The sequence below is a fragment of the Fibrella aquatica genome (assembly GCF_041321135.1).
In the GTDB taxonomy this organism is placed as follows: Bacteria; Bacteroidota; Bacteroidia; order Cytophagales; family Spirosomataceae; genus Fibrella; species Fibrella aquatica.
Genome location: NZ_JBGGWF010000013.1, coordinates 1 through 14,621 on the forward strand (window position 1 = coordinate 1; position 14,621 = coordinate 14,621).

The window sequence follows — 14,621 nt, forward strand, 5'->3', positions numbered from 1 at the left end:
GAAGGGGAAGAAAGGGAGGAAAGGGATTGCTTACGCAGGAGCAGTTAAGCGTGCGTAAGCAATCCCTTTCCTCCCTTTCTTCCCCTTCCGCCCTTTCCTCCTTTATTCCCTTCCTCTTTAAATAATCACATGAGGAAAAATAGCCCGGAATGTGGGGAGGATCTGATCTTTCTCTGAGACGTTCGGGTCGGTGATGCCCCAGTTGATATTCAGGTCGGGGTCGTCCCAGCGAATACCGCCTTCGGCCTGTTTGTTATAGACATTGGTGCATTTGTAGCTGAAAATGCTGTCTTCCAGCGCTACAAATCCATGGGCGAATCCTTCTGGAATCCAGGCCATGTTGGCTAGTTTAGCGTCGAGCAGGAAAGTTTCGTACTTCCCGAACGTAGGTGACTCAGGACGGCAGTCAACAGCTATGTCGAGCACCTGACCGGTAATAACCCGAACCAGTTTTCCCTGGGCAAATGGCTCATTCTGAAAGTGCAATCCGCGCAGGACTCCTTTTGTCGAGAACGACTGATTATCCTGCACGAAGTCGAATGGTAAACCCAGCGACGCAAACAGTGGCTTGTTATACGATTCGAAAAAGTGACCGCGCTCATCTTCGAACACGCGGGGGATTAACTCGATCAGGCCATCGATGGCCGTTTGGCGTACTTGCATATTACAATTTCAGGTAGACAGTGCAAAAATAGACTTCTCTACGCTACGTTCGTACTTTTGGGCGGTTCCAATTTAGGTACTGGACATAAACGAACATGAACTATCAGGCTCTGTCGGCGCAAATCCGGCATAAACAATCGTACCTCTGCGTAGGGTTAGACACCGACCTTCAGAAACTGCCGCCCCATTTGGCCAACGTACCTGACCCGGTCTTTGCATTCAATAAAGCCATCATCGACGCTACTTCACCGTATGCCGTGGCGTATAAGCCCAATATTGCTTTCTACGAAGCGCAGGGGCCACGCGGCTGGGAGAGTCTGCAAAAAACGCTGGAATACATTCCGAAAGATTGTTTCACCATTGCCGATGCAAAGCGCGGCGATATTGGCAACACGTCGGGCCTCTATGCCCGTGCCTTTTTCGACCCTGCTGCTGCCGGCCTCGACTTCGATGCCATTACGGTAGCGCCCTACATGGGCCACGATTCAGTATTGCCTTTCCTCGATTATCCCGGCAAATGGGTGATTTTGCTGGCTTTGACCAGTAACCCCGGCAGCGCCGATTTTCAACGGCAGCATGTTGACAATGAGACGCAGGAACTGTTTGAAACGGTAATTCAGAAAGCCCAAACCTGGGCTAGCCACGAGCAATTGATGTTTGTGGTTGGCGCTACCCAAGCCGATCAGATCGCCCGTATTCGAGAACTGGCTCCCGATAATTTTCTGTTGGTGCCGGGCGTTGGGGCGCAGGGTGGCTCACTGGCCGATGTGTCGAAAAATGGCCTTACGAAAGATGGAGGCCTACTGGTCAACGCCTCGCGGAGCATTCTGTATGCCTCGTCGGGAACAGACTTTGCCGAAGCCGCCGCTGCCGAAGCCAAAGCCATTCAGCAGGAAATGGCAACGTACCTGAACTAATGCTCTTTCAAGCCGTATACGTACCAGGCCGCTACTACAGTCTGACTGTTCTGAGAGCGGCTGGTACGTAGGCTGCTGTTGACGCAGGTATAATCAATTTACCTGACCTGCCTATAGCTGATCGTGTAATAAAATGTACCCATCGGCCCGGATGGACAGCTTCGCTGGATTGGGAAGCCGAACTCGTTGACGCGCTGATTTTCGTAGACGATAGTGCCCTCGCTACAGTCTAACTGACCAAACGAAACCGAGCAGCTCTTTCTCTTTTGAAAAGCCAAATTATTGCTGGTCAGTGGGTTGTCCAGAAAATACAACGGTCTGCTGTATATGCTTTGGTCAGAAGCCGCTATCAACGCCGCCAGTATCTGATATTCTTTGCTGGTTGAAAATATATTCTGGTACTGATCATATTGCTGGTCAAGCACCTGTACGTAATTAGCTGGGTTTCGTTCCTGGCTCTTTTTCGATTCGGTCAGGTAATCCAGATGGCCCTGACTGTCCAGATAAAGTCGACCCAGCGCCACATTCCTATTGACCGGATACCCCGCCTGATCGAGTGAAATACTGACCTGTTTCACGGCCTGGTTGCCAATCCGAGCCTGAGCGGTAAGCGTATTACCTGCATAGGTCAGGTCGAAACCAGACGACTGGCTGTAGCGCTGCAACGTATTGTCGAACAGTTCTGTGTTGAGGGTGATCGTGCTTAATCGATTATCGTCTGTGTAGGAAAACCTTACCCATGGGGTGGCAGGCGCGTTTCCTGATGTAAGTAACGAGTCCCGGACAGACAGAAGCTGGTTCGCGCTATTGTAGGCAAACAGCGATCGATAGACCCAATGCGCCAACGCACCTTCGGAATGCCACTCGATTGTAGTAGGCAGCAGGACTGTCTTTTCGACGGGCCGTGAATTAATTGTCGACTGATCATTGCAGGAAAGGAGACTCACGATGAGGGAGCCAAACACCAGAAACAAGAGGAAACGAAGCGAGCGAGCCATAGCTGGTAGTTAATAAGTTGAGTGTTTTCGAACGTAGTTAGTTAGTGAGTAGTGGGGCGAATGGTGAACGACGCGCCAACCAGAAACGGGTGAATATTCAATTGGCGGTCACCACTGAAGAGGCGGCTGAACCCATACTGAACCGTTGGTCCCACCTGAATTGAATAAGCCGATCTTAACGGTATGGCTGTTGTTAGTGCTGCCTGCCCCCATAAGAGGGTTTGCCCGGTGGCGGGCAGGTACGTTCCCTGACCACCCACACGAGCGGCATATTGGCCGGGGCGTTTACCCAAACCCAGTGTGTATTCCTTATCCAGACTAGCGCCCAGCAAGGTCAACGAGCTGTTTTCGGCCACCGACTGGCCCAGACGGGTAATTCGGTATTCGTTTTGTCCCGTTGCTTCGATCTGGTATTCGTTCGTTGCCAGGTCGTAGTAGGCCCAGCGCCTTAGCTGACCAGCCATGAGCTGAACGGCGAACTGCCGCCACATTACGCCACCGCTGACCTGATAGCTCCATGTTGGTGCCGAAAAAGTGGCCGGTGCATCAACCCGTTGCACGTAGGATTCAGGCCTGGCCACAATGGTCATGAACTGAAACGTACTCAACGGCGACACGCTGGCCAGCCAACGCAAAGGTGCCCGGTGGCTTTCAGCGGTTGCCTCAGTTGGTTGCTGAGGCAACTTCACCACCTGCCGCCTAATAGTGTAATCAGGCACCCGCAACGGGCGAATAGCTACGGGTTGCAGCCTTGCCAGCGCGTCTTGCCCGAAAACGCTATCGGCCCCAACTATCTCTGACACCGCATAAACGGGAGTTGGTATCGCCTGATCCGGATTTGCCGGCTTCTCGGTACGAACTATTGGCCCATGGTCTACTGGTCGACCTGCTTGGCTGATGACAGGAAACAGACGTACCTGATCCTGGACTGTCCTTGACCGGGCAAAACGCGCCGTCGGGCGAGCGTACTGGCGAGGCCGCGCTGCCTTCATGTCGATAGCCGGATTGCCTGACCGAAGCACAGGCTGCACCGTTGATCGGGTCGATGAGCCAGCTGGCGGGCTAATGGCCTGACCATTGCTGTCCTTGTCAGAGATTGTCTGATCGGTGTGAATTGTTGCCTGCGGCTGAGATTGAGGCGAATCCGTGTTGTTTAGCCTGTGAGCAAACCGCCTGGGTTGGTCAGGAGTCAACCGTTTAGGCTGAACCTGGGAAGCCATGCGTTTGGGCCCGTAAAGTGCGCCGCTGATCAGCAGGAGCACGAAAACGGCCAGCACAACGTACCTGGAACGTCCGGATGAAGCAGCGGGGAGTTGTTTCCATATCCGCTTCTTGAGCGATCTCGACGGAGATCGCTCAAAGTCGTTGAAAACCCGCTGGAAGCGCTCTTTCAGGGCTTTGTCGGTCGAATCATCCGAAGAGTTCATGACGTTTGAGGCCGTTTTGGTGACTGAATTTATTTAATAATTGCTTCGCCCGGCTGTATTGCGAGCGTACCGTTGCTTCAGGAATACCCAATAGTCCGGCAATGTCGGCGTGGGTATAATCTTCGATCAGATAGAGGTTCACCACCAGTCGATACTGGTCGGGCAACTGGTTGATGAAAGCCAGCAGGGCATCCAGGTTGAGTTGGTTGATCATTGACTCATAATCGTCGCTGGCCAGCTCGTCGGTGATTTCTTCATACGTGCCGAAACGCTCCTGTGGGCGGGTGGTTCGATTGTAATAATTGATCGCCGTGCGCACAATGATTGCCTTCACCCAACTGTCGGCCGAGTCTGGTTTATCCAATTCCCGGATATGCTGAAAGATGCGAATGAACGCTTCCTGAAAAATGTCTTCTGCTTCTGCCACCGTGCGGGCGTATCGTACGCAAACCCCAAGCATTTTGTTTTTGTAACGCTCGTAGAAGGCATGCTGCGCCTGCGCTTCCTCGCGCTGGCAACCAAGCACCAGATCGCGCAGGGTCGGGTATTTCTTACGGCCGAATAATGCCATCTGAATGAGCCGGTTAGGAGCGATTAGACAGCGGCTACACCAGATTCAGGTACGTCCGACGCACAAGCTGTCCCTGCTCATTGAAGGTCATAAACCAGGTCTGCCGGCCTTTCTGCACATTAACGGTGTAGGAGGTTACCCCGGCGTACTGGCTCTTGCTGAGCAGGCTAAACTGGCCACTATTGCTGAACCCTGCCAGTTCGGGCGTTTGTTGCAGGTACGTTTGTATCGAAGCGGGTAACTGATTGATGAAGGAATAATACTGAGCATTGGCCGACCCGGAAACGGCGATCAGCTGACCATTCTCTTCGTAGGTCAGGGTGTAATAATTGGCGTTTTGCTGCGCCGAAACGACGTACTGTTTCTTGCCCTGCGCATCAACGGTGACCAGCGCATAGCCAAAGACGGCCCCCTGCGCCGTCAGCGACTGTTGTATAGCAAGGGGAAGATCGAGCAGTGTTTCGGTGCGGAATTCTAGTTGGTTGCTGGGCAACAGCTCGGTCACGTAGGTAATGGCACCGTTTATACTGGTGACGGTCCAACGGAATGTATACTGGTTGCCCTGCCAGTTGTAGTCGGCAAAAATGAACTGGCCATTGTTGCCGCTATCTCTGAACCAGTTGTAGTTCTGTACCCGGAGGTTCGTGAACGTACCCCCGTCTAGAACGGTGTTGCGCACCGTCGAGGCCAGCGAATCGGGTACCGACTGGGTTTGCAACTGGTAGGCAATCAACAGCTTTTGCGGGTTAGTGGCGGCGCTGAATCGGGCTGATTTCTGGGTGAAATTTACCTGCCATACCCGGCCTTTTTCCAGCGTTTTAAAGAGCATATCGGTCGCTCCCGGATACTGAGCAGTAAGCGCCTGAATAGCGCTGGCCGGAACCGTTTCGGTAGGTGTGGGCTGATTATCGGTGACCCGGTTGCAGGATAACTGGAAGACGCAGAGCAGCGAGAACAGGAGTACGTTTTTCATACGTTGAGCAGGTTAGCTGCGTTTGGGCGGCCCAGGGCTACCAAAACGAACCAGCAGTGAAGTTAGTCACTGATATAGACACCGTACGCTTTCGCCGTTGTTGCACAGGCCCGCTTTATTTTTGGCGTTGGCTAGCAACTATTTCGCCCAGAACGTCCTGTTTATTTTGCAAGTATTTGATGATGAGTTTATTGTCGCTATTGTGTGTAGTGGCCTGGTACTGGTTGCTCTGACAGGAAAAAGCAGCGTTCTAGCTAAAGTTGTGGGGGTAAATGTCGACTTTAGGGATAAGCGATGCAACTTTGAGCAACATACATCGACCACTAAACCTCAGACTAGCCCTTGTCTTTCATACCTGCTTCTGAATCACCTGCCGAATTATCGGTCAAGGCCATTATTGTCGGTGCGCTGTTCGGCGTGCTGTTCGGAGCCGCCACGGTCTACCTATCGCTGAAGGCGGGCCTGTCCGTGTCGGCATCTATCCCGATTTCGGTGCTGGCCATTTCGCTGGGGCGTCGATTTCTGAACACGACCATTCTGGAAAATAACATCATCCAGACCACGGGTTCGGCGGGCGAGAGCATTGCCTCAGGCGTTGTATTTACCATGCCGGGCTTCCTCTTTCTGACCGATGGTGCCTCGGCCGATTTCTTTAACTACTGGACTATCCTGACGCTCGCAATCGTGGGCGGTTTGGTAGGTACGTTGATGATGGTGCCCCTGCGCCGGTCGCTCATTGTGCAGGAACACGACACCTTGCCCTACCCCGAAGGAACAGCCTGCGCTTCGGTGTTGATTGCCGGTGAAAAAGGGGGCGATTTTGCCAAAACGGCCTATCTGGGGCTAGGCGTGGCGTTTCTGTATGCGGCCTTGCAAAAGGTGCTGCACGTGATTGCCGAAGTGCCCGTTTGGGCGACTAACCAGGTGAATCGCTATTTCCCATCGGCGCAGGTGGCGGGCGAAATCACGCCGGAGTATCTGGGCGTGGGTTATATCATCGGGTTTCGTATTTCGGCGGTGCTGGTAGCGGGTGGTTTTCTGGCGTGGCTGGGCCTGATTCCCCTACTCGCGTCGGTTGTTCCCGGCGAAACCATTGCCTTGCAACTCCAGAAACTGGGCTACCTCGCCGATTTGGCTGTAGCGGGTGGTCCCGGCGGCTGGAACCCGGAAACGAAAACCTTCTCCGATAACGCCGCTGCCATTTACCGGGCCTACATTCGTCAGATTGGCGCCGGTGCCGTTACGGCTGGCGGATTTATGACGCTGCTGAAAACCATTCCAACCATCGTTTCGTCGTTTAAAGCATCTGTTGGAAGTGGAGCCGGTTCCAACGCTGCGTTGGCTAGCCAACCCGGTGGAATTCTGCGCACCGATCAGGAGTTGAGCGGCCGGTTTGTCATCATCGGCTGTATCGTACTGGCCGTGCTGATGGTGTTATTGCCACAGATTCCCGGCGATACGTACCTGACCAAAGGCCTGATTGCCATTCTGGTGCTGGTGTTCGGCTTCTTCTTCGTCACCGTGGCCAGTCGCATTGTAGGCCTGATCGGATCAAGTTCGTCGCCGGTTTCGGGTATGACCATCGCTACGATCATGGGCACGGCCCTGATCTTCATCGGCATCGGCCTGACGGGACGTACCTACGAACCTGCCGTGCTGGTGGTGGGAAGCCTCATCTGCGTAGCCGCCGCCAACGCCGGCGCCACCTCGCAGGATTTGAAAACGGGTTACCTCGTGGGTGCCACGCCGCGCGCGCAGCAACTGGCGCTACTGGTTGGCGTCGTGGTCTCGTCGCTGGTGGTTGGTGCCACCGTGAAACTGCTCGATACACCCACGCCCGATCTGGTGGCGCAGGGAATTACCCACGCCATTGGCACCGACAAATTTCCTGCACCGCAGGGCACACTGATGGCCACGCTCATCAAAGGCCTGTTATCATTCAACCTCGACTGGCAATTTGTGCTGGTCGGCGCGGTGCTGGCCTTCGTGTTTGAGTTGATCGGCGTGAGTGCCCTAGCCTTCGCCGTGGGGCTGTACCTGCCGCTATCAACAACGCTCCCCATTTTTGCCGGTGGCTGCGTGAAAGCGTTTACCGATTGGCGCAAGAAGAAACCAGTTCTGCACAACGAAGGCAATCCACTGGAAGCTGAAATGGAAGAAACCGACGACCTAAGCAAAGGCAATCTCTTCGCTACTGGCCTTGTCGCCGGTGGGGCGCTGGCGGGCGTACTGGTAGCCCTGCTATCGGTCAATGATGGCGTTTATACGGCCCTGTCGAAACTGTCGCTCGAACCGGCGCTCGAAGGAGCATTCGGTGATGGTGGTTATCAACTTCTCGGTGCCCTCTTCTTCGCCGCCCTGGCCGGTACGCTCGGCTGGATGGGGTTGAAGAAATAGTCATTTGCCTGCGGCGTCATTAGGTGGTCATTACGCTGCGCTGTCATTAGGTAGTCATTGATTGCTCAAACAACGAATGACTATCTAATGACAGCGCAGCGTAATGACCACCTAATGACTACTTCCTATAACCAATTGTGGCAAACAGCGGGTCGCTGCGGTGTGGATTGGGGCTGCGATCTTCGGTGTGAACATCGATGAACAGGCCCGTTTGTTCGTAGTATGTTTCAACGAGCTGGGCGTGTCCGGCATCGTCAAGGGCTTGCCAGACGGCGACAGCTTTGGTTGGAAACATTCTATTTGAGAATACTGTAATGAAGGGCGCGCCCGGTTTTAGCACCCGCGCCACTTCCCGATAAACGGCGACCGGCTGTGTCAGGTACTGCACTGACACCGTAACCACACAGCCGTCAAATTCTTCGTCTTTAAAAGGCAGCACAGGGTTTTGATTCAGGTTCTGCACGACATAATCCGTCAGTTGCGGATTCTGCTTTAACTCCGTCGCGTTCATGCCCTGTCCCGCTACGCGGCTATACATCACGTCAGTAGCGGTCCCGCGTCCGGGCAGGTGACTGCGCCAGCTACTCATCAGATCAAGAATAGCACCGCCGGACGGTAGCAATTCGCGAAAAAGAGCCGTCGTTGCCGCAATAGCCGGGTCATCGATATGTACTACTAATCGGGCCGACCGGTAAAATTCATCGTCGGGTGTTTCATCGTATTTCCGAAAATAATTCGATGGAAGATCGGGGTTAAGTTGGGTACGTTGTGCCATGTTTACCTAACCCCCGATGCGACTAATTGATTAAGAAATTAATGCTAAAAATCATAAACGAAAAGTATACACTTAATTTACTTATCAGATATTTTTGGCACATATTTTGTTGGTTATAAGCATCTTGCGAAAGTGCCTCATCGTTTGCGGAGGGTGTTTTCAAGATCTACCACTTCCTACGTGCTCACGCTTACTTCATGACTTTTCGCTACCTGCTTATCGCCCTTTTGGGCGTTATTTCTCGTTTTGGCCTCGCCCAATCTGTTTGTCAGGTACCACAGTCTACGTACACAGGTACGCCCAGTAGCCGGGCCGTATCAATTAGTTGGTCCTATTACGGGGGAGGTTCGCCTACCTATCAGGTTCAATTTCGGTTCGCGGGTCAGATAGGCTGGACAAGTAACGGGGTAAGTCGCTCCTCATCAGTAACACTGTCAAATCTCGCGCCCCGCACTGGCTATGAGTGGCGGGTGCGCAGTATCTGTGCGGCTGGCGATACATCAGCGTTTACCAACCCGCTGTCATTCAGTACAGAATGTAGAACGCCACAAGGCTTATACAACAGTACCATCTCGGCTGAATCGGCTCAGGTTAGCTGGTCATTTTATGGTGATGGCTCCCCAACGTATCAGATGCAGTATCGCGCGACAGGGGCAGCAGACTGGATCAGCAGACCTGTGCAATCATCGAGCTATGGTACTATAACCAACCTAATTAACAATACTGATTATCAATGGCGGGTGCGTAGCATATGCTCACCAGGCGATAGCTCTGCTTTCTCGGCTCCTATCTCGTTTCGAACTGTATGCTATTCGCCAGGAGGAACCTATACAAGCGATCTAACCTACCGGTCGGCCCGGTTGAACTGGTATAGTGGACCGTCAGGCGCTTCTTACGAAGTGTACTGGCGGGTGGCCGGCGCTACCGACTGGACCAGCGTCAACGCGAACCCCAATACGTCGATGACCCTGAATGGACTGGCCAACAACACAACGTATGAATGGAAAGTACGGAGCGTCTGTTCGGCGAATGCTACGTCGGCCTTTACCTCGCCGATTACCTTCCAGACGCAATGCCTGGCGCCTAACTCACTGTACACGACAGTTCCAAATACGGATATAGCCGAACTGCGCTGGACGAATCCGGCTGGTGTATTCGCCACAGACCTGCGGTGGCGCGCTATCGGGGCAACAAACTGGGTCGAAATGGCCAATCTGGCCAGCAATGACTTTGGGCTGACGGGGTTGACGCCCAATGCGAGTTACGAATGGCAGGTACGTTCATCCTGTTCGGCAACAGACAAATCGGCCTGGTCGCAGTCGGTGCAGTTTATTACCTGGTGCGATCAGCCGAATAATGTAACGTCATCGAATATTGGCAGCAGCCGGGCCGATCTGAGCTGGTCAGCGAAGACAGTGGCAACCCTGCAATATCGCCTGGCGAATGCCAGCACCTGGACAACGATCAATACAGTTAGCTCACCCTACACGCTAACTGGCCTGTCGAACAATACCGTTTACGAATGGCGCGTTGCCACAGCTTGTGCTGAGGGAGTTACTTCTGATTATAGCGCCACGCAACTTTTCACTACCCGGTGCGATAGACCTCAATATTCTTCAGCCAGCATTAATACAGATAATGCAATTAATTTCTCATGGGGTGGCCCCTCAGACGGCGTGTATGAACTGCAATGGCGAGTGGCGGGAACAACGAGCTGGACGAGTGTAGACGGTATCATAAATACGGGGTATACGCTTAATTCGCCAACGCTGAATACGACGTATGAATGGCGGGTCCGGCGGGCCTGTTCATCCACCGATTTTTCTGATTTTACGCCGACGAATCTCATTCTGGTAACCTGCCAGAGTGCTTATCTCTCGCCATACTCCTATAAACTGACATCGAATTCAGTTGGGCTAAGTTGGAGCACGTATTCGAATAGACCAACTGATACGTATGAACTACAATGGAGACCAGCCAGCACTACCGTTTGGACAACGGTAACAGGCCTGACCACCTCACCCTACACCTTAACGGGGCTTACGCCGGGCGTACCGTATCAATGGCGGGTGCGTCGGATGTGTACGCCCACAATTGGTTCTGACTATACCAGCACCATCGAGTCGTTTACCATTCCCTGTAATCAACCCACTTCTTTTTATATCACGTCAGTTGCAACAACAACGGCCTCGATCCAGTGGTATGGTAATGATTCGTATCCGCCTTATGACCTGAATTACAGGCCCGTTGGTCAGGCCAACTGGATTGCGCTAACTTCTATTAACGCCAGTGCGTTTTCGCTGACGGGCCTTACTCCTAACACCGTGTATGAGTGGCAGGTACGTTCGGCCTGCTCAACAACGGGTACGGCTCCGGCATTTGGGGCTATACAGTCGTTTGTGACCTACTGTGGAGGAACGCCCACCGATTTTTCCATTGTCTCAGTAATTGCTGGAAACGTTACCGTGCGCTGGAGTGGAGGGGCAGGTGTTGCTTCCTATGAGATTTACTATCGGGAAGTTGGCAGTACCAATTGGCTTACTAAAACAGTACCGGCCAACGAAGTTGACCAGCCGCAGGGGCAGAGTAGCATCACGAAGCAGTATACATTTTATGGCTTGCCAACTGGCAAGAATTACGAATGGCGCGTTCGGTCTATCTGCGAAGCTGGCATCAGTTCGCCATTTGCCGATGGGCCAGTAATGACCACAAACTGCCCGAGTACGGGTGGTACTGGCTATGCGTATCAGGTAGATAACACGCGTGCCAATATCGTGTGGTCTATGCTTGGTTCTACGGATACCTACGACATACAGTGGCGACAGCAGGGAGCGTCTACCTGGCTGACAGAGCAAGCTATAACGGGCTCTACATACACGCTGACCAATCTACAACCAGGCTTCACCTACGAGTATACCGTGCAACGGGTGTGTGCTCCCGGCTTGAAGAGTGATGTTGTGGGCAATAGTGTGTCCATTCGTTACCAGGTGCCTACAGACCTAAGCGTCAGATTCCGGTCAGGTAATTCAGTGAATGTTACCTGGAAATATCCGGCCGCTTCGTCGACTGAGCTAACAGCAACCGCGTTTACGATCCAATATCGGCTAGCTGGAACGACCAGTTGGACCACCGTGAATGTACCTGCTGCTACCGCTGTTGGCCAGTATCCATCGCTCTCTGTTCCGGTGTTGGGCTTAACCGTTGGCGCTGCCTACGAATTCCAGGTACGTGCCGGGGCAGTTGGCCAACCGGGGTCTGACTATACGTACGCGGCTTACTATGCCGTGTCATGTTCAGTGGTAGGTTCGGTTCAAACGGCGGTTGGGACTACCTCCGCCAATGTATCGTGGTATGCCCCGTCGACAGATATCCCATTCCAGCTTCAGTGGCGGCCAGTTGGTAGCTTCACATGGACAACCGTTGCAATACCCGGCACGACCTCTGGTACAACCGTGGTGTACTCACTAACGGGTCTGGCTAATAACAGCAGTTACGAATGGCGGGTAGCGACCAACTGCGGCGATGGCGTGCTGTCAGACTACACAGCGATTCAGTCGTTTATGACGGGATGCGTCGTAACGGCCGCATCGAGTGTGTATGCTACCGCAGCGGCAACGTCGGCCAACATAACCTGGAGCTATTATCCGGCCACGCTGGCGAAATCAATTGTCCAATATCGACTGGTGAACGCAGTCACCTGGATCGATGGCAGTCCGCAGACGAGTACCAGCTATTCGCTCACGGGTCTTACGCCGAATGCCGCCTATCAGGTACGTATTCGGAGTGTTTGTGAAGGAGGCGACATATGGGCTGTTAGCAGTGTCAGCTCGTTTCAGACCGTTTGCCGGGCGGTATCGTCATTCTCTGTATACAGTATACAGGAGCGGTTGGCTCGCATCATTTGGTCAGCGTCTGAATCGCCAACCGTCATTCAATGGCGACAGGTAGGGGGCGCTTCCTGGAGCGAAGCAATAGCAAACGGTAGCCTTGTTGATATTACAGGGTTAACCCCAGGTACTGCCTACGAGTATCGGTTTCAAACAACCTGCTCACCCGGTAGTTCACCTGTCTACAGTGCAACCGGCACATTTACCACATCAATGACAAGTCTGCCCACGGTTTCCCTTCGGGCCGATAGCACGGGTATTGATGTTGCCCGGCTGCTGATCAGTAACAATGACCAGACAGCCTACCGACTTCAGTGGCGGGGAGTAGGGACAAGTAGCTGGTTTACTACGGGTCTGTTGACCAGTACAACCTACCTGTTACAAAATCTGACGCCCGGTACCACCTACGAAGCCCGTCTGGTACAGACTTCCGGCAATAGCACAACCGTTTATAGCAATACCACCCAATTTTCCATGGATTGCCCAACGTTCACAACGTTAACCATTACGTCTCTATCAACCCAGGCGGCTTGGCTGAGCTGGTCGTTAACGAAACCAATGCCGGTAGTGGTGCAATGGCGGGTTGGCGGTAGTGCTTCCTGGAATACGGTGTCGGTTCCTGCGGGTGTGACGATTCATTCGTTGACGGGATTGTCGCCAGCTACCAGCTATGAATGGCGGGCTACGCCGACATGTAGCGCTGCGTCAGGGGCATTCACGCCGGTGGGTACGTTCCGTACGCCCGCTTCGTGCCAGGCCCCTGTCGATGGTAGTACCACTGATGTTAATCTATCGTCGGCCAAGTTGTACTGGAGTGCTTATTCGAATCCCACCCAGTTTACGGTTCGATACCGGGTAGTAGGGACAACAAACTGGACTGTACGAACAGGGATCATCAGCAGTCCGTTTACGCTGACGGGGCTCAGCGCCAACACAACATACGACTGGGCGGTAGCCGACCAATGTAGCGGAAACACAGCCCTGATGTTCAGTAGCCCGCGTCGTTTCACCACGCAGTGTTTGCCAGCCTACTACGCGACAACTCAGGCCGTGTCTACCCAGGCGCGATTGACCTGGAGCGAGGGCGGACCTGACTACGTAGTGAGGTGGCGGCGTTCAGGGGCCAGCCAGTGGAACCAGGCGACGACGTCGGCCAAATCGTTTACTCTGTCAGGCCTGGAACCCAGTACCTATTACGACTGGCAGGTACGCAGTGCGTGTACACCCGAATTCTCAGGCTTTAACTGGACTACATTCTCTACGCAATGCGGAGACAGCTTTATCTATAGCCAGACAGCCAGACCAGTCGGCACCAATGCTGTATCGTTGACCTGGACAACGAATTACGGTACCGCCGATCTGAATGTATATACGGTTGGCTGGCGCGTGAAAGGGACCACTAATTGGACTACACGCTCGGGCGTGGTGGCCCCATATATGCTTACCGGTCTGGCTGATAACACAACCTACGAATGGCAGGTACGTCCCGATTGCAGTACACAATTTAATGCCCCACTGACGTTTCAAACGACTTGTGCTCTGGTAACAAATCAGCGGGTTGATCAGCAAACCAGTTCGACGGCACAGCTAGTATGGAGCGATGCCTTTAGCGGAACACCCTATGTGTTGCAATGGCGCGAAGCAGGTGTTGACACCTGGAACACCGTGTCGGGCATTAACGGCACGTCGTACACGCTCACCGGATTGACCAATGGTACATCGTACGAGTGGCAGGTACGTGGTGCGTGTGCGGGGGTATCGTCTTACCTGACCACAACAGCATTTAAGGTGATCAGCGAACGCCAAACAAGTGTCTACACGGTAAAAACAGGTTCGTGGAATGATGCCACCGTCTGGTCATGTAACTGCATCCCGACGCCGACCGATGCTGTGTTGATCAAACATGCCGTTACGATACCTGCCAGTTATACCGGCTATACCAAACGGATTTTCTACGAAGGAGCCGGTCAACTGAAGATAAGTGGTGCCTCCGTTGTGAAACCAACGCAATAG

9 protein-coding genes are annotated in these 14,621 nt (G+C 53.4%); 3 read left to right on the plus strand and 6 right to left on the minus strand.

Going from position 1 to position 14,621, the window contains the following annotated elements:
- Positions 1 to 117: 117 nt before the first annotated feature.
- Positions 118 to 663 carry a dTDP-4-dehydrorhamnose 3,5-epimerase gene (gene rfbC, locus ACAW87_RS21855; RefSeq protein ID WP_370725777.1) on the minus strand — a complete coding sequence of 182 codons (546 nt, stop codon included), beginning with the start codon at positions 661 to 663 and terminating at the stop codon, positions 118 to 120.
- Positions 664 to 758: 95 nt separating this feature from the next.
- Between rfbC and pyrF the strand changes: the two genes are divergently transcribed.
- On the plus strand, positions 759 to 1,580 hold the full coding sequence (gene pyrF, locus ACAW87_RS21860; protein ID WP_370725778.1) for an orotidine-5'-phosphate decarboxylase: 822 nt from the start codon (positions 759 to 761) through the stop codon (positions 1,578 to 1,580).
- A gap of 98 nt (positions 1,581 to 1,678) precedes the next feature.
- Here pyrF and ACAW87_RS21865 read toward each other — a convergent pair whose 3' ends face one another.
- The 4 genes from ACAW87_RS21865 to ACAW87_RS21880 are packed head-to-tail and all read right to left on the minus strand — an operon-like array spanning position 1,679 to position 5,549.
- Positions 1,679 to 2,578, minus strand: coding sequence for a hypothetical protein (locus ACAW87_RS21865; RefSeq protein ID WP_370725779.1), 900 nt, complete (start codon positions 2,576 to 2,578; stop codon positions 1,679 to 1,681).
- Positions 2,579 to 2,619: 41 nt separating this feature from the next.
- On the minus strand, positions 2,620 to 4,005 hold the full coding sequence (locus tag ACAW87_RS21870; protein ID WP_370725780.1) for a hypothetical protein: 1,386 nt from the start codon (positions 4,003 to 4,005) through the stop codon (positions 2,620 to 2,622).
- Positions 3,989 to 4,576 carry an RNA polymerase sigma factor gene (locus tag ACAW87_RS21875; RefSeq protein WP_370725781.1) on the minus strand — a complete coding sequence of 196 codons (588 nt, stop codon included), beginning with the start codon at positions 4,574 to 4,576 and terminating at the stop codon, positions 3,989 to 3,991. Before ACAW87_RS21875 ends, ACAW87_RS21870 begins: the two co-directional genes overlap by 17 nt.
- A gap of 34 nt (positions 4,577 to 4,610) precedes the next feature.
- On the minus strand, positions 4,611 to 5,549 hold the full coding sequence (locus tag ACAW87_RS21880; protein ID WP_370725782.1) for a hypothetical protein: 939 nt from the start codon (positions 5,547 to 5,549) through the stop codon (positions 4,611 to 4,613).
- Between the two features lie 342 nt (positions 5,550 to 5,891).
- Here ACAW87_RS21880 and ACAW87_RS21885 point away from each other — a divergent pair, with 342 nt between their 5' ends.
- Positions 5,892 to 7,946, plus strand: a complete 2,055-nt coding sequence (locus ACAW87_RS21885) for an OPT family oligopeptide transporter (RefSeq protein ID WP_370725783.1) — start codon at positions 5,892 to 5,894, stop codon at positions 7,944 to 7,946.
- A 118-nt stretch (positions 7,947 to 8,064) separates the two neighbouring features.
- On the opposite strand, the gene ACAW87_RS21890 is transcribed toward ACAW87_RS21885, so the two are convergent.
- A complete protein-coding gene (locus tag ACAW87_RS21890) occupies positions 8,065 to 8,721 on the minus strand; it encodes a methyltransferase domain-containing protein (RefSeq protein ID WP_370725784.1) in 657 nt (218 codons plus the stop codon).
- Between the two features lie 197 nt (positions 8,722 to 8,918).
- Here ACAW87_RS21890 and ACAW87_RS21895 point away from each other — a divergent pair, with 197 nt between their 5' ends.
- A complete protein-coding gene (locus ACAW87_RS21895; protein WP_370725785.1) occupies positions 8,919 to 14,621 on the plus strand; it encodes a fibronectin type III domain-containing protein in 5,703 nt (1,900 codons plus the stop codon).